General features: G+C 63.0%; 17 protein-coding genes. 9 read left to right on the forward strand and 8 right to left on the reverse strand.

All coding sequences use genetic code 11. The features are described from left to right. Nucleotides 1-141 precede the first annotated feature (141 nt). From bchY to dxs, 9 genes are all read left to right on the forward strand, one after another. A complete protein-coding gene (gene bchY / locus Q1A52_RS20560; RefSeq protein WP_300019579.1) occupies nt 142-1,713 on the forward strand; it encodes a chlorophyllide a reductase subunit Y in 1,572 nt (523 codons plus the stop codon). Nucleotides 1,714-1,873: 160 nt separating this feature from the next. After that, a complete protein-coding gene (bchZ, locus tag Q1A52_RS20565; RefSeq protein WP_300019581.1) occupies nt 1,874-3,349 on the forward strand; it encodes a chlorophyllide a reductase subunit Z in 1,476 nt (491 codons plus the stop codon). Beyond that, nucleotides 3,346-3,588, forward strand: coding sequence for a cytochrome PufQ (pufQ, locus tag Q1A52_RS20570; RefSeq protein WP_367278078.1), 243 nt, complete (start codon nt 3,346-3,348; stop codon nt 3,586-3,588). Before bchZ ends, pufQ begins: the two co-directional genes overlap by 4 nt. A 185-nt stretch (nt 3,589-3,773) precedes the next feature. Next, on the forward strand, nt 3,774-3,926 hold the full coding sequence (pufB, locus tag Q1A52_RS20575) for a light-harvesting antenna LH1, beta subunit (protein WP_195822146.1): 153 nt from the start codon (nt 3,774-3,776) through the stop codon (nt 3,924-3,926). 12 nt (nt 3,927-3,938) lie between these two features. Continuing rightward, nucleotides 3,939-4,097 (forward strand): light-harvesting antenna LH1, alpha subunit, encoded by a 159-nt coding sequence (gene pufA / locus Q1A52_RS20580; protein ID WP_013984575.1) that lies wholly within the window; start codon nt 3,939-3,941, stop codon nt 4,095-4,097. Nucleotides 4,098-4,257: 160 nt separating this feature from the next. Continuing rightward, nucleotides 4,258-5,106 (forward strand): photosynthetic reaction center subunit L, encoded by an 849-nt coding sequence (gene pufL, locus Q1A52_RS20585; protein WP_195822147.1) that lies wholly within the window; start codon nt 4,258-4,260, stop codon nt 5,104-5,106. 2 nt (nt 5,107-5,108) lie between these two features. Next, nucleotides 5,109-6,104: a photosynthetic reaction center subunit M gene (gene pufM / locus Q1A52_RS20590; RefSeq protein ID WP_300019583.1), complete on the forward strand. Its 996-nt coding sequence runs from the start codon at nt 5,109-5,111 to the stop codon at nt 6,102-6,104. 2 nt (nt 6,105-6,106) lie between these two features. After that, complete coding sequence (gene pufC, locus Q1A52_RS20595) at nt 6,107-7,222, forward strand: photosynthetic reaction center cytochrome PufC (protein WP_300019585.1); 1,116 nt, start codon at nt 6,107-6,109, stop codon at nt 7,220-7,222. A 228-nt stretch (nt 7,223-7,450) separates the two neighbouring features. Then, a complete protein-coding gene (gene dxs, locus Q1A52_RS20600) occupies nt 7,451-9,379 on the forward strand; it encodes a 1-deoxy-D-xylulose-5-phosphate synthase (protein ID WP_300019587.1) in 1,929 nt (642 codons plus the stop codon). Nucleotides 9,380-9,385: 6 nt separating this feature from the next. Here dxs and Q1A52_RS20605 read toward each other — a convergent pair whose 3' ends face one another. The 8 genes from Q1A52_RS20605 to Q1A52_RS20640 form a co-directional block, all read right to left on the reverse strand. Further along, nucleotides 9,386-10,174, reverse strand: coding sequence for an alpha/beta hydrolase (locus Q1A52_RS20605; protein ID WP_300019589.1), 789 nt, complete (start codon nt 10,172-10,174; stop codon nt 9,386-9,388). After that, nucleotides 10,167-11,168, reverse strand: a complete 1,002-nt coding sequence (locus Q1A52_RS20610; RefSeq protein WP_300019591.1) for a P1 family peptidase — start codon at nt 11,166-11,168, stop codon at nt 10,167-10,169. The genes Q1A52_RS20605 and Q1A52_RS20610 overlap by 8 nt, the downstream gene beginning before the upstream one ends. A gap of 79 nt (nt 11,169-11,247) precedes the next feature. Further along, the gene (locus Q1A52_RS20615) at nt 11,248-11,598 is read right to left on the reverse strand and encodes a cupin domain-containing protein (protein WP_300019593.1); all 351 of its coding nucleotides are present in this window, start codon (nt 11,596-11,598) and stop codon (nt 11,248-11,250) included. Then, complete coding sequence (locus tag Q1A52_RS20620) at nt 11,595-12,341, reverse strand: SDR family oxidoreductase (protein WP_300019595.1); 747 nt, start codon at nt 12,339-12,341, stop codon at nt 11,595-11,597. The genes Q1A52_RS20615 and Q1A52_RS20620 overlap by 4 nt, the downstream gene beginning before the upstream one ends. Before the next feature lie 10 nt (nt 12,342-12,351). After that, entirely contained in the window at nt 12,352-12,849 is a 498-nt protein-coding gene (locus Q1A52_RS20625) for a GNAT family N-acetyltransferase (protein ID WP_300019597.1), read from the reverse strand. A 47-nt stretch (nt 12,850-12,896) separates the two neighbouring features. Beyond that, nucleotides 12,897-14,510: an ABC transporter ATP-binding protein gene (locus Q1A52_RS20630; protein WP_300019599.1), complete on the reverse strand. Its 1,614-nt coding sequence runs from the start codon at nt 14,508-14,510 to the stop codon at nt 12,897-12,899. Next, nucleotides 14,507-15,322 carry an ABC transporter permease gene (locus Q1A52_RS20635; RefSeq protein ID WP_300019601.1) on the reverse strand — a complete coding sequence of 272 codons (816 nt, stop codon included), beginning with the start codon at nt 15,320-15,322 and terminating at the stop codon, nt 14,507-14,509. The genes Q1A52_RS20630 and Q1A52_RS20635 overlap by 4 nt, the downstream gene beginning before the upstream one ends. Then, complete coding sequence (locus Q1A52_RS20640) at nt 15,319-16,266, reverse strand: ABC transporter permease (RefSeq protein WP_300019603.1); 948 nt, start codon at nt 16,264-16,266, stop codon at nt 15,319-15,321. The genes Q1A52_RS20635 and Q1A52_RS20640 overlap by 4 nt, the downstream gene beginning before the upstream one ends. Between the last annotated feature and the right edge of the window lie 12 nt (nt 16,267-16,278).

Raw genomic sequence — 16,278 nt, forward strand, 5'->3', positions numbered from 1 at the left:
CCACCGTGCGATGGACCGTGCTACAAACGCGGGCCGACGGTCGTTGATCGCCTGTGAGGTCAGTCGCGACATTATTGAAAAATCTATTCGGCTGATGGCGTCTATGCAGTTGCCCGCGCTGACCTACAGGTCCGTCGATAAATGAAGCAGGAAGTCACATATGATGATGCCGCCGAGGTGGAGGTGATCAAGGGTCATCCCCATGGTGACGTCACCCGTGTGGCGGATACGGCACCTGCCGATGGCGTCGGGTGCCATTCGGGTGCTGAGATGGCCGAGGCGGCACGCCTGGCCGGACAGTCGGAACTGCTCGACAAGTTCAAGGCGGATTACCCGGTGGGTCCGCATGACAAGCCGCAGTCGATGTGCCCGGCGTTTGGATCGCTTCGTGTGGGTTTGCGGATGAAGCGGGTGGCGACGGTGCTGAGCGGGTCGGCTTGTTGTGTTTATGGGCTGACCTTTGTGTCGCATTTCTACGGCGCGCGGCGGTCGGTGGGCTATGTGCCGTTCAACTCCGAAACACTGGTGACCGGCAAGCTGTTTGAAGACATTCGTGAGTCCGTGCATGAGCTGGCGGACCCGGATCGCTATGATGCGATTGTAGTGACGAACCTCTGCGTGCCGACGGCCAGCGGGGTGCCTCTGCGGCTGTTGCCGAAAGAGATCAACGGTGTGCGGATTGTCGGCATCGATGTGCCGGGGTTTGGCGTGCCGACCCATGCCGAGGCCAAAGACGTGCTGGCGGGTGCGATGCTGAGCTACGCCCGCTCTGAAGCCGAAGCAGGCCCGGTCGCGGCCCCGGTTGGCGGTAAGTCCACTCGCCCGACGGTGGCGCTTTTGGGCGAGATGTTTCCCGCCGATCCGATGATGATTGGTCAGATGCTGGCGCCCATGGGGCTGGCTGCCGGGCCGGTGTTGCCCTGCCGGGAGTGGCGCGAGCTTTATGCCGCACTCGATTGTGCGGTCGTCGCGGCGATCCATCCCTTCTATGTGGATACGGTGCGGGAGTTCAAAGCCGCCGGGCGGCCCGTCGTCGGCTCCGCGCCGGTGGGGTACGATGGCACGGCCAGCTGGTTGCGCGCGATTGGCGAGACCCATGGCGTGTCGGCAGAGGACATTGCGGTCGCGCAAAACGCTGTTTTACCCGCGATCCGGGGCGCGCTGGCCGCGACACCCATCAAGGGCACGATTACGCTCTCGGGTTATGAGGGGTCTGAGTTGCTGGTCGCGCGCTTGCTGATCGAGAGCGGGGCGGAGGTGCCTTATGTGGGCACGGCTTGTGCCAAGTCACCCTGGTCGGCGGCGGACGCAGAGTGGCTGGCGGCGAAGGGGGTCACGGTCAAATACCGCGCCTCGCTGGAGGATGATTGTGCAGCGATGGAAGCGGTGCAGCCTGATCTGGCCATTGGGACCACGCCGGTGGTTCAGAAAGCCAAGGAGCTGGGCATTCCCGGTCTCTACTTCACCAATCTGATTTCCGCGCGGCCTCTCATGGGTGTTGCGGGGGCCGGATCACTGGCGGAGGTGATCAATGCGGCCATCGGCAACAAGGACCGCATGGGCCGGATGAAGGCGTTTTTTGAAGATGTCGGCGCAGGCGACACTGCGGGTGTATGGGAGGGTGTGCCGAACCTGCGGCCTGACTTCCGGGCGCAGCATCAGAAGAAGCTGGACAAGGCCGCGCGGGCGGCCAAAGCGGTGCAGATGATATGATAGCGGTGCAAAATACATATTTTGCGCCGCGTGCGCGGCAGCGGGTTTCGCAAGAAATCTGCGTGCGCACCCAGGTTGTTTTTCCTGATGGGGCTCTGCCCCGGCGCTGCGCGCCTCCCCGGGATATTTTTGGCCAGAAGAAGCAGGGAGGTCTCTGCCGATGCTGGTGACGGATCATGATCGCGCGGGCGGATATTGGGGGGCGGTTTATGCCTTCTGTGCCGTGAAGGGGTTGCAGGTGGTGATCGACGGGCCGGTGGGCTGTGAGAACCTGCCGGTGACGAGCGTTTTGCATTACACGGATGCCCTGCCGCCGCATGAGTTGCCGATTGTTGTGACGGGTCTGGGCGAAGGCGAGATGGGCGCGGGCACCGAAGAGTCGATGAAGCGGGCATGGGATACGCTGGATCCGGCGCTGCCCGCCGTGGTGGTGACAGGGTCCATTGCCGAGATGATCGGTGGGGGTGTCACACCGCAGGGCACAAATATTCAGAGGTTCCTGCCGCGCACCATCGATGAGGATCAGTGGGAAGCGGCGGATCGGGCGATGACCTGGATCTTCACCGAGTTTGGTATGACCAAGGGCCGGATGCCGCCTGAGAAGAAACGCGAAGAAGGCGCCAAGCCGCGCGTGAATATCCTTGGGCCGATGTATGGCACGTTCAACATGCCATCGGATCTGGCTGAGATACGCCGTCTTGTTGAGGGGATCGGCTGTGAGGTAAATATGGTGCTGCCTCTGGGCGCCCATGTAGCCGAGATGAGAGATTTGGTAAATGCCGATGTGAACATCTGCATGTACCGCGAGTTCGGGCGCGGGTTGAGCGAGCTTCTTGCCAAGCCGTATCTACAAGCCCCGATAGGGGTCGAGAGCACGACCAAGTTCCTGCGCGCACTGGGGAACCTGGTGGGCCTCGACCCCGAACCTTTTATCACCCAAGAGAAACACTCCACGATCAAACCCGTTTGGGATCTGTGGCGGTCGGTGACGCAGGATTTCTTTGCCACGGCGAGCTTTGCCATAGTGGCCAATGAGACTTATGCGCGTGGCATCCGGCTGTTCCTTGAGGATGACATGGGGCTGCCCTGCGCCTTTGCGGTTGCGCGGGTTGCGGGGCAGAAGACCAACAACGAGGAAGTGCGCGCCCTGATGGGGCAGACGCGACCCCTGATCGTCATGGGCTCGATCAATGAGAAGATGTATCTGGCCGAGCTCAAGGGCGGGCACGGGCCGAGCCCTGCGTTCATCCCGGCGAGTTTTCCGGGGGCTGCGATCCGGCGGCACACGGGCACGCCGTTTATGGGCTATGCGGGGGCCACCTACCTCATTCAGGAAATCTGCAACGGGCTCTTTGACGCGCTTTTCCACATCCTGCCACTGGGCACGGAGATGGATGCCACAGATGCCACGCTGACACCGCTGCGCCGCGATTTCCCATGGGATGCGGATGCGCAGGCGATGCTCGACCGGATCGTGGAAACGCATCCGATACTCACACGAATTTCAGCTGCAAAAACCTTGCGCGATGCAGCAGAGGCGGCAGCACTTGCCGCTGGAGATGAACGGGTGGTGCTCGACACCATCCGTGCGCTGGACCCGGCTATGGCCGGCATGACCCGGGAGGATCAGACATGAGTGACATGACATCCGACATGTTGGAGGCGACGGAGGATGCGCCGCGCGAGGCCCGACGCAAGACCGAGAAGACCGAATTTATGGTCTACTTTGCCATCATCTTCGTGGCGACGCTGCCGCTGGCGACCCTGACCTGGGCGCTCTCGGCGATCCGCAGTCGCAGCTTTACTGAGAAAGGCCCGATGGCCCGTGCCTGGAGCCAGGCACGCATCATCACGCCGATGATCTTTTCGGCTTGAACGACCTCGCGCCGCACTGGCTGGCAAGACCAGCGGCGCGACCCGACTGCTCGATTGTTGTGTGCCTGTCGAGTTCCAAGACTGTCCGCCTCTCAACAAGGTGAACAGACCCCCGAGGGGGATATCCCCCAAAGGACCCGGCCGCGGGGTGCGCGGCGTCAGCATAACGTTCCGGAGGAATATTTATGGCTGATAATACCGACCTGTCTTTTACAGGTCTCACAGACGAACAGGCGCAGGAACTGCATTCCGTCTACATGAGCGGCCTCTGGCTGTTCTCGGCGGTGGCTGTGGTCGCACATCTGGCGACTTACATCTGGCGTCCCTGGTTCGGATAAGGAGAGATGGATATGGCAAAGTTCTACAAGATCTGGCTCATCTTCGACCCTCGCCGCGTTTTCGTGGCACAGGGCGTCTTCCTTTTCCTTTTGGCTGCGATGATCCACCTGGTGGTGCTCAGCAGTGGCCTGAACTGGTTCGAGGCGGCAGCTGCCGCAGGTGGTCAGTAAATCTTGGGCGTGCGGCAAGGCGTGCTTTTGATCAACTGATAGCGAAAAGAATGCTGCGGGCGGCTTGAGTGTGCGCCTCTGCCCGCAGCGAACCAAGGACATAATAATCTGACGGCCTCCGCCTTGACCGAGGCGTGCCGCACACACGCGGAGAATGAAGATGGCGTTGCTCAGCTTCGAAAGAAAATATCGCGTCCGCGGAGGGACGCTGATCGGGGGCGATCTGTTCGACTTCTGGGTGGGGCCTTTTTACGTGGGCTTCTTCGGGGTCACGACGGTCTTCTTCGCTCTCTTGGGAACCATTCTGATATTCTGGGGTGCCAGCCAGCAGGGAACCTTCAACCCCTGGCTGATCAACATCGCCCCGCCGGACCTGAGCTACGGGCTTGGCCTCGCGCCCCTGATGGAAGGCGGTCTGTGGCAGATCATCACGATCTGCGCGACGGGGGCCTTCATCTCCTGGGCGCTGCGTGAGGTGGAAATCTGCCGCAAGCTTGGCATGGGCTATCACGTGCCCGTCGGCTTTGGCTTTGCGATCCTCGCCTATGTGACGCTGGTGATCTTCCGCCCGCTGCTGATGGGCGCCTGGGGGCACGGATTTCCCTACGGGATCTTCAGCCATCTCGATTGGGTCAGCAACACCGGCTACGCCTATCTGCACTTCCATTACAACCCGGCGCATATGCTGGCCGTGACGCTGTTCTTCACCACCACGCTGGCGCTGGCGCTGCATGGTGGGTTGATCCTGTCGGCGGCCAACCCCGAAAAGGGCGAAGAGGCCAAGACACCGGATCACGAGGATACGTTCTTTCGCGATTTCATCGGCTACTCCATCGGCACGCTGGGCATCCACCGTCTGGGGTATCTGCTGGCGATCAACGCGGTGTTTTTCTCGGCGGTCTGCATCATCATCTCCGGCCCGGTCTGGACGGCCGGTTGGCCCGAATGGTGGAACTGGTGGCTTGATCTGCCGATCTGGGGTGACCCCATCGCCGTGGGAGGGATGTGATCATGGCTTATCCTGAATATCAGAACATCTTCACGCAGGTGCAGGTCCAAGGCACGCCCGAATGGGGCATGGACGATACCGGCAACAACTTGATGGAAGAACGCGTCGGCAAACCCTTCTTCAGCACGCTTGCCGGGCTTTTCGGCAATGGCCAGATCGGTCCCTATTACTGGGGCTGGACCAGCATGGTGGCCTTTGGCACCGGTCTTGCATGGTTCTTTATCGTGGGGTTCAACATGCTGGCGCAGGTCGGTTGGTCGATCCCGCAGTTCATCCGGCAGCTCTTTTGGCTGGCGCTGGAGCCGCCCTCGCCTGAATACGGGCTGACCATGCCTCCGCTGAACGATGGCGGCTGGTACATCATCGCCAGTTTCTTCCTGCTGGTCTCGGTGATGACTTGGCTGCTCAGGGCCTATCTGCTGGCCGAACAGCACAAGATGGGTAAACATATCTTCTGGGGCTTTGCCGCTGCTGTCTGGCTGTTCCTGGTGCTGGGCCTCTTCCGCCCGATCCTGATGGGATCGTGGAGCGAGGCCGTGCCGTACGGCATCTTCCCGCACCTTGACTGGACCACGGCGTTTTCGATCCGCTACGGCAACCTCTATTACAACCCGTTCCACTGTCTGAGCATCGTCTTCCTCTATGGCTCTGTGCTGCTCTTCTGCATGCACGGCGGCACGATCCTTGCCGTCACCCGCTACGGCGGCGACCGGGAGCTGGAGCAGATCTACGACCGCGGGACGGCGACTGAACGCGCCGCGCTTTTCTGGCGCTGGACCATGGGCTTCAACGCCACGATGGAGGGTATCCACCGCTGGGCGTGGTGGTTCGCGGTGCTGACCCCGATCACCGGCGGCATCGGCATCCTGCTGACCGGCACGGTGGTCGACAACTGGTTCATCTGGGCGCAGGAGCACAACTTCGCGCCAATGTATGACGGCTCTTACGGATACGCTGACTACGGCTCCTACGAAGCCTTTATCGGGAAGGAGAACTGATCATGCTGCCCAAGTGGTTCAACAAATGGAATCAGGATAACCCGACCAATATCTTTGGCCCGGCGATCCTGGTCGGCGTGGCCGGGGCTGCGGTGTTCATCGCTGCGATGGTGGTCAGCTGGGGCAATCCGGCGCAGACCTCCAGTCTGCAAACCGGCCCAAGGGGGACCGGCATGTCGGTCCCCGAATTCAACGTGGTGCGCATGGCAGCGGATCCGACCATCGAAGACTATTATACCGAAGCGCCCTATGTGCCCGAAGGCGGCGAGGACCTCGCCCGCGACATCTATGACAATGTGCAGGTGCTGGGCGATCTGACGGAGGACAACTTCAACCGCGTGATGAACGCCATCACGCAATGGGTCTCGCCCGAACAGGGCTGTGCCTATTGCCACGGCGATGGCGATCTGGAGACCTATGGCGAAGACACGCTCTATACCAAGGTCGTGTCCCGCCGGATGATTCAGATGACGCAGGCCATCAACGAGGACTGGGATGGTCACGTGAACGCGGTCGCCGAGGTGGGCGTGAATTGCTACACCTGCCACCGGGGCGAAAACGTACCCTCGGACATCTGGTTCAAGGTCTCGCCGGTGAACGCATCCGCGGCAGGCTGGTCAGCCAACCAGAACCAGGCCACATCGCTGAGCCAGTCCACGTCTCTGCCGTCTGACGCGCTTGAGAAATACCTGCTGGAGGGCGAAACCATTGCCGTGCATTCGCTGGAAAGCCGCGAAGCCGGGGTGGCGGGCGTGGATGGCTATGCCTCCATTCAGGATACCGAACGCACCTATTCGCTGATGAACTACTTTTCCAACAGCCTCGGGGTGAATTGCGTTTTCTGCCACAACAGCCGCGCGTTTTATGATGGTTCGCAGAACACGCCGCAGTGGGGCACCGCCTCCCTTGGCATCCTGATGGTGCAGGAGCTGAACACCGACTACCTCGCTCCGCTGCAGGATACATACCCGCCAGAGCGCCTTGGCCCGATCTTTGCCGATGCGCCGAAAGCGGCCTGCAAGACCTGCCACAAAGGGTATCAGCGCCCGATGCAGGGGTTGAACGTGATTGCAGACTGGCCCGAGCTCGCGACGACAGAGGCGCCGGTCTATGAATGAGCCATCGGGCGGCGTCTAGACGCTGCCCCTGGCACAGCCGTGCACGGACCCTTGGCTTCCTGGGTTCGGGCAACGGGGTCCTTCGGCACCCCGGTTCCCTTCCTGTTGGCTACAGGAACTTGGCGTCGCAACCGGTTCAATCCGGATGCGACGCCTATCTTTTCCTGAAGGGCGCAGCCCGGCTTTGGCAAGAGCCCGCCACCCGTCACAGAAATGGAGATGTGCGCCATGACCAAACCCGCAACCCCGACACTCGACCGCGTCGCTGGCCCGTCAGACCTGCGCCAGATGCCAGACCGTGATCTGCGACAGCTGGCGGATGAATTGCGCGCCGAGGTCATCGACGCCGTCAGCCAGACGGGCGGGCATTTGGGCTCCTCTCTGGGTGTGGTGGAGTTGAGCGTGGCCCTCCATGCGGTTTTCGACACGCCCCGTGACAAGCTGATCTGGGACGTGGGGCACCAATGCTACCCGCACAAAATCCTCACTGGCAGGCGCGACCGCATGCACACGTTGCGGCAGGGCGGGGGGCTTTCGGGGTTCACCAAGCGCAGCGAGTCCGACTACGACCCCTTTGGTGCCGCGCATTCCAGCACGTCGATTTCCGCAGCCCTCGGGTTCACCATCGGCCGCGATATGGGCCAGCCGACAGGGGACGCGATCGCGGTGATCGGTGACGGCTCGATAAGCGCGGGCATGGCCTATGAGGCGCTGAACAACGCAGGTGCCGAAGGGCGGCGCCTCTTCGTCATTCTCAACGACAACGAGATGTCGATTGCCCCGCCTGTGGGGGCGATGTCGTCTTACCTGTCGTCGCTGTCGGACCTCACCCGCAAGGGGCCGTTCGGGGGTTTGGTCGCCGTGGCCGAAGGAATGGAGCAACTGGCGCCACGTCCGGTCCGCGAAGGCGCGCGGCGGGCGCGTGAGATGGTCACCGGGCTGGAAAGCCGAGGCACGTTTTTCGAAGAGCTGGGCTTTGACTATATTGGCCCCATCAACGGGCATGACATGGGCCAGTTGCTGAGCGTCTTGCGTGCCGCGAAGACACGGGCAACCGGGCCGGTGCTGATCCACTGCTGTACCGTCAAGGGCAAGGGCTATGCACCCGCCGAAGGCTCGGCTGACAAGTATCACGGGGTGAGTAAATTCGATGTGGGCACCGGGGTGCAATCCAAGGCCAAGGCCAACGCACCCTCTTACACGGGCGTTTTCGGTGATGCGCTGACGGATGCTGCGGCGCGCGATCCGCGGGTCGTCGCCGTCACCGCCGCGATGCCAAGCGGGACCGGCGTGGACCGCATGGCGAAACGCTTCCCGGGCCGGGTGTTCGACGTGGGCATCGCCGAACAGCACGGGGTCACCTTCGCTGCCGGGATGGCGGCGAGCGGTCTGAAACCTTTTTGCGCGATCTATTCGACGTTCCTGCAGCGCGGGTATGATCAGGTGGTGCATGACGTGGCCTTGCAAGGTCTGCCGGTGCGGTTTGCCATCGACCGTGCCGGGCTGGTTGGCGCCGATGGCGCGACCCATGCGGGGGCGTTTGACATTGGCTATCTGGGCGCGCTGCCGGGCATGGTGGTGATGGCCGCTGCCGATGAGGCGGAGCTGGTGCATATGGTCACCACGGCTGCCGCGCATGATACTGGCCCGATTGCCTTCCGTTATCCGCGCGGGAACGGGACCGGTGTGGCCTTGCCCGAGGTCGGCGAGGTGCTGGAGATCGGCAAGGGCCGGATGATCCGCGAGGGGGAGGGCGACGTCGCCCTGTTGTCGCTGGGCACCCATCTGGGCGAGTGTGAAGCGGCTGCGACCCTGCTGGCGGCGGAAGGCATCAGCGTGACCATCGCAGATGCGCGCTTTGCCAAGCCGCTGGATATGGAACTGATCGCGCGACTGGCGCAATCGCACGGCGCGCTTGTGACGGTGGAGCAAGGCGCGAAAGGTGGATTTGGCGCCATGGTGCTGCAGGACATGGCAGCGCACGGTTTGCTTGATCACGGGTGTCGGGTGCGTACCTTAAGTCTGCCGGACCGGTTCATTGATCACGCCGCCCCGGCAGAGATGTATCGCGACGCGGGCGTCGATGCCGAAGGGATTGTCGCAACGGTTCTGGCGGCGCTGCAGAGGGATCGCAAGGTGGTGTCGTTGCAGCGCTGACGCCGGTCAATGGCTGTCAGTGAAGCGTTTTATGGCGCGCGCCACTTGATCCGGCGCGTCCCAGTGGGGCGCATGCCCGCATCCCGACACAACCTTTGTCGGGATCCCGTTCAGCGCCTGCCGGGCAAGATCCAGAGGGATCAGCAAATCTTTCTCTGCCAGAATTGCCTGCATCGGCACATCCGGGCGCGCCTCAAACAGTGCTGGATCCGCCGTTGCTACGGCTGTCAGCTGATGCGCCATGGCGTCCGCAGACTGCGCATGCGGATAAGCCAGCGATTGTGCGATGGCGGCGTCAATGGCGCCCGGTGTCTGGTAGAATTCCGGCGTGAAAATCCAGGGCAGGAACACGCGCAGCCAGGTATCCGGCGGTGCGTCTGATCTTCGGATTGCAACAAGGCTGCGGAACAGGTCCATGTTGCGGAAAAGGCTCAGCGGGGCCGAGGCGACCATCGTGCAGCTTTGCACTTGGTCCGGGGCCAGTGAGGCCATGGCCCAGGCGATGTAGCCCCCCAAAGAGTGGCCGACCACGTGGCATATGTCGTGCCCAAGATGGGCCAGCAGGGCCAGCGCATCCTTTGCCCAGATCTTCGGTGAGGCGGGGGCGTCCTGCGGGAAAGTTCTTCCGGTGGTGCGATTGTCGGGGCAGATCAGGGTGAAATGATCTGACAGAAATGGGACCAGCGGTGCCCAGCTCGCGCTGTCCGAGAGCATGCCCGCGACCAGCATCAGGGGTGGGCCATTGCCGATGACCTCGTAATGCAGCGTGACATCGGGCAGGTCCAGATCAGGCATTCAGTGCGCTCCAGCAGGGCAACAGGTCGCCGTCTTCCGGGGTCGCCTCATAGACGGCGCGGGCAATGGCGCGGGTCAGGCACAGGGCCGCGGCATGGCCGATCAGCGTGACATCCCGCGCCGCATCAGTGTCGGGACGCGCGCCCGTTGAGAGGGCAAAGACCAGATCGCCATCCCCCGGCGAATGGGCAGGCACACAGGCGCGAGCAATACCGTCGTGGGCTGCCACCGCCATGCGGTAGCACTGCGGTTTGGTCAAGGCGGCATCGGTGGCCACGATGGCGATGGTGGTATTGGCACGTTCAAAGAAGGCGGTGTGCTTGCGGCTGGTCATGTCCCGCCCGAGGCCGGAGGCCGGATCGGGGCCGAGCCCGCCGAACTCGCCGTCGATCTCAAAGGGGGCTGCGTAGAAATGCCGATCGCCGGGTGTCGTCACGGCGCCCAGCGGATTGGCCGCTGCAAGCGCCCCGACGGTGGTGCCATCCGGCAGCACCAGCGACGCCGATCCAAGACCGCCTTTCATCATGGCGGTCAAGGCGCCCGTCCCGGCGCCTGCAGTCCCCAGAGCAAAATCCGGACCTGCAGCGTCAAAGGCCGCGCGGCCCAGAGTAGGGTAGGGGTTTCGGGCCCAGCCCTTCTCCCCACCGTTGAGCAGATCGAACAGGATTGCCCCGGGCACAATGGGGACGGTGGCATCGCCCACGCGATAGCCACGCCCGGCGGCACGCAGCCCGTCAACCACACCCGAACAGGCATCCAGCCCGTAGGCAGAGCCGCCCGAAAGCACCAGCGCATCCACCTCGGAGACGGATTTGTCGGGGGCCAGCAAATCGGTCTCGCGCGTGCCGGGGGCGCCGCCCATTACATGCGCCGACGCCATGAAGGGCGCGCGTGCGGTGACAACCGTGCAGCCTGACTTGAGCCCGCTGTCCGCGGCATTTCCGACCCTCAGCCCGCTGACGTCGGTGATGAGGTTGCGCGGGCCCGGGATCATAGGGTGCAGATCAGGAACACGCGCCGCGCGCCCCTGCCGATGTCGATTTGCATATTTGACGAACGATGAAACACCCGGATCAGATGCGGGGTTTCGAGGTTGCTGTGGCCGGGTCGCCGGTGTTAGGCACGCCCTTGGGCTCGATCAGCAGCACCTTGCATTCTTCCGCCGCGCGGGGCCGGTGGGTCACGCCTTTGGGCACGATGAAGAGCTCGCCTGCTTTCACGGGGTGCGCTGCATCTTCGAGGTCCATGACCATCTCGCCTTCCAGCACCAGAAAGAAATCATCGGTGTCTTCATGCAGGTGAAACGGGAATTCGCCCTGAAACCGGACCACCATGACCTCGTTGTCATTGTAGTCGGCCACCACATGCGGGTCCCAGTGGCTGGTGAATTGCGCGAGTTTCTCGGCCAGGTTCACCGTCTTCATATGCAACGCCCTCCGTCGACCTCCATGGCCACACCGGTGATCATAGAGGCCTCATCCGAGCACAGAAAGCAAGCCGCATTTCCCATGTCCTGTGGTGTTGAAAACCGGCCCAGCGGGATGGTGGCAAGGAACTTGGCGCGCATTTCCGGCGTGTCCTCTCCCATAAAGGATTTGAGCAGCGGTGTTTCCCCTGCCACGGGGTTCAGGGCGTTCACGCGGATGCCCTCGGGGGCCAGTTCCACGGCCATGGCCTTGGTGGCCGTGATCATCCAGCCCTTGGAGGCGTTGTACCAGTTCAGCCGCGGGCGCGGCGACACCCCGGCGGTGGAGGCGATGTTGAGGATCGCCCCGGCCTTGCGGGTTTTCATATGCGGGACGAAGGCGCGGGCGGTCAGATAGACGGATTTGGCGTTCACCGCCAGCACCCGGTCGAAATCCTCCTCCGCCACCTCTTCCAGCGCGGTGGGCAGGTGGGTCACACCGGCGTTGTTGACCAGGATGTCGACATGTCCCCAGGCATCGAGTGCCGTTTGCGCCATGGCATTGACCGAGGCGCCCTCGGAGACGTCAACCGCACAGGCCAGCGCATGGTCCCCCATCTGGTCACATAAGTCCTGCGCGCCTTGTTGGTTGAGGTCTGCGATCATCACCCGCGCGCCTTCGGATGTGAACTTGCGCACGATACCCGCGCCAAAGCCCGAGGCGCCGCCTGTGACAACGGCCGTCTTTCCTGTCAGTCGCATCTTGTCCTCCCTAAAGATGGTACTTCAAAACCCACCGGTCATGCCCGTCGCTCTCTGGCGTTGCCGGGGCATGACGATGCGGGACAAACCCCTCGCGCATCCAGAAATGCACCGCACGCGGGTTCGCCTCGAGAACCGAGAGCTTCAGCATTGTCATCTTGGCCCGGCGTGCTTTTCGCTTGACCAATCTTAGCACAGCTCGGCCGATCCCGCGCCTGCGAAAGGCCGGGTCTAGCAGCATCAGGCCAATCCACCAATCCGTGGGAAACTCGTAGCCTTCGGCGATGCAGATCATGCCGGCCATGGCCTGTTCTTCCATCACCGCAAAGGTCATGAGCGCGTCTTGGCTGAGGCCCGGCGGCACGGCTGTGAAAAACCCGTCGATGAAATCCATGTTCGGGGCGTGGCCGACCTCCAAGGTTACGTAGTCCGCAGCGCGCTGCGCCAGATCAAGCGCGTCTTCGGCATCTTGGGATCTGGTGATCGGGCGCAGGACAATATCAGACATGCACAGGGGCCGCCTGTTGCGCTCTTTCGCAGGCAGAGCGTCTTGGATCAGCCATGCGTGGCATCTTCATGCGCAGTCCTCAGGTCCGGCAGCCGGGGCGCTGCCGCAATGAGCTTTTTGGTGTAAGGATGTTGAGGCTTGGTAAAGACGGCCTCTGTCGGGCCCTCTTCGACGATCTCTCCGGCCTGCATCACCATGACGCGATCCGTGACGGACCGGACCACGCTGAGGTCATGGGAGATGAAAAGATAGGTCAGCCCATGAGTGCGGCAAAGGTCGGCCAGCAGATCGAGGATCTGCGCCCGGACAGAGACGTCGAGGGCCGACACCGCCTCGTCAAACAGGATGAGATCAGGCTTGATGATCAGCGCGCGGGCGATGGCGATGCGTTGACGCTGGCCGCCCGAAAATTCGTGAATGTAGCGTGTGGCGTCGTCGGGATGCAGGCCGACGGCGGTCAAGGCTTCGGCGATGGCATCCTGCCGTGCGGCACCCTTGGACGGGTCCGGCAGCAAATGGAAGGGTTCGGTGATCAGCCGGGCGACGCGGTGACGTGGGTTGAAACTGCCAAACGGGTCCTGAAAGACCACCTGCATGCGCCGCCGCACGTCAAGATTGGGCTTTCCTTGCGTGGTGACCGGGGCACCGCCCAGCGTGATCTGTCCCCGCTGTGGCTCTTCAAGACCGAGGAGGGCGCGGGTCAGGGTGGACTTGCCGCAGCCGCTTTCGCCCACCAGCCCCAGCCGTTCGCCGCGCATCAGCGTAAAACTGACGCCTTTCACCGCATCGAATTGGCCGGGTGCGGCAAAAAGCTGGCGACGGGGCAGGCGGTAGCTGCGGTGCACGTCCTGCACCTCCAGCAGCGGGGCGGGGTCCGGCGGGTCCGGCAGATCGACCTGGTGGCCGGAGGCTTCGAACAGCATGCGCGTGTAGGGATGCCGCATGTTGTGCAGCAAGTCCTGCGTCGGGCCGGTTTCCACCACCTGGCCGTGGCGCATGACGGCGATGCGGTCGGCCATACCCGCCACGACGGCCAGATCATGGGTGATCATGATCAACCCCATGCCAAAATCCTGCACCAGCCCTTTCAGCAAATCGAGGATTTGCGCCTGGGTGGTGACATCAAGCGCGGTGGTCGGCTCATCCGCGATCAGCAGTTTGGGCCGCAGCGCAATCGCCATGGCAATCACGACCCGCTGGCGCTGTCCACCCGACAGCTCATGCGGATACCGGCTGAGCGGGAAGCGGTCCGATGGCAGGCCGACGCGGGTAAGAACATCGCGTGCCAGCGTCTCCGCTTTCGCCGCTGTTGCGTCCGTATGCAGGCGGATGGTCTCCGCCACCTGCCGCCCGATGGTATGCACCGGGTTCAGCGCGGTCATCGGCTCCTGAAAGATCATGCCGATCTCATTGCCGCGCAGAGCGCACATCTGCGCCTCGGGCAGGGCGGTGAGGGTGGTCTGCTCCAACGTGATGGTGCCCGTTGCCTGCGTCCCGCGGGGCAGCAGTTGCATCATGGCGAGCGCGGTCATCGATTTGCCGGAACCGCTCTCGCCCGTTATGGCGAGGATTTCGCCGGGGGCGACGGACAGGCTCACATCTTTCAGGATGGGAATACCCGCGATGCTCAAAGACAGCTGGTCGATCCGCAGAAGGCTCATGTGCGCAGCCTCTGCAACCGGGGGTCCAGGGCGTCGCGCAAGCCGTCGCCCAGCAGGTTCAGCCCCATGACAATGCCGATGATGACCACGCCGGGCACAATCGCGATATGCGGCGCGAGGGTGACCAGCGTCTGGGCATCGGCCAGCATCCGGCCCAGCGAGGGGGTGGGGGGCTGCACGCCAAGGCCCACGAAGCTCAGCGCGGCCTCGACCTGAATGCCTAGGGCGAACTGGATGGTGCCCTGCACGATCAGCAGGTTCAGCACATTGGGCAGGATGTGCTCGACCGAGATATGCGCGCGGGTCTTGCCCGCGACACGGGCGGCGAGGATGAATTCACGCTCCCACAGTGGCAGCGCGCCGCCGCGGGTGACGCGGGCGAAGACGGGGATATTGAAGATGCCGAAGGCGACGATCGCGTTGGTGGCCGAGGGGCCAAAGACGGCGGTGATCAGGATCGCCATGACCAGCAGCGGGAAGGCAAAGACGATGTCATTGCCGCGCATGATCGTCTCATCCAGCCAGCTGCCCTTGTGCATGGCGGCGGCCAGCCCCAGCGGGATACCGAAGGTGAGGCCGATGGCGAGCGCCAGCAGCGCCACGCCAAGGGAAGTGCGCGCGCCGACCATGATCATGCTGAGGATATCGCGACCCAGATGATCCGTGCCCAACAGATGCGGGCCTCCGGGGGCTTGCAACTTGCCGGGGATGTTGAGCGTTGTGTGGTCGTGCGGTGTCCAGAGAAACGAAAGCAGCGCCAACCCGATGAAAAGGGCAGAGAGGGCCGCGCCGATGATCAGCGTGCGGCTCATGTGCGCGACCGCAGGCGCGGGTCGACGGCGGCATAGGCCAGATCGACGAGAAAATTGATCAGGATCACGCCGAAGACAACGAGCATCACCACGCTTTCCACGACGATCAGATCGCGCGCCGAGATTGATTGAAAGATCAGGCGGCCAAGGCCGGGCAGGTAAAAGACCTGTTCGATGATGATGGTGCCCGCAAAGAGGAAAGAGAACTGCAAGCCGATGATGGTGAGCACGGGGATCATGGCGTTTCTGAGCCCGTGACGCCAGAGGGTCTGGCGCGCGGTGAGGCCCTTGGCGCGGGCGGTCCGCATATAGTCCTCGCCCAGCACGTCGAGCAGGGCAGAGCGCATGACGCGCGTCAGGATCGCAGCTTGTGGCAGGGCGAGGGCGATGGCGGGCAGGGTGAGAGAAGTGAGGCCGGTGAAGAGTCCCTTTTCCCAGCCCGCAAAACCGCCGGCGGGAAACCACCGCAGCTTGATGGCAAAGACCAGCACCAGCATCATCGCAAACCAGAAGTTCGGCAGGGCAACGCCCAGTTGCGTCGCCCCCATGACGCCCAGATCGCCCGCGTGTCCCCGGCGCGAGGCGGCGAAGATGCCCGCCGGAAAGGCGATGAGGATCGAGAGGATCAGTGCGTAGAGCGCCAGAGGGATCGAGACGGCAATGCGGTCTGCCACCATGTCCGTTACCGGGGTGCGGTAGGTGTAGGAGGTGCCGAAATCGCCGGTGAGCATGCCCAGAACCCAGTTGAAGTATCGCTGTACCTTGGGCACGTCTAGGCCGAGCTCCGCGCGCAGGGCGGCCAGCGTTTCTGGCTGTGCATTGATGCCCAGCATGAAGGAGGCCGGATCGCCCGGCGCCACTTCGATCACGGTGAAAATGATCAGCGACGCCACCGCGAGGCTGATGCAGAGAGAGAGCAGGCGTTTGAGCACATAGCGCAGCATCACGGTGACGTT

It is taken from the genome of uncultured Roseobacter sp. (genome assembly GCF_947488185.1).
Classification (GTDB): Bacteria; Pseudomonadota; Alphaproteobacteria; order Rhodobacterales; family Rhodobacteraceae; genus Roseobacter.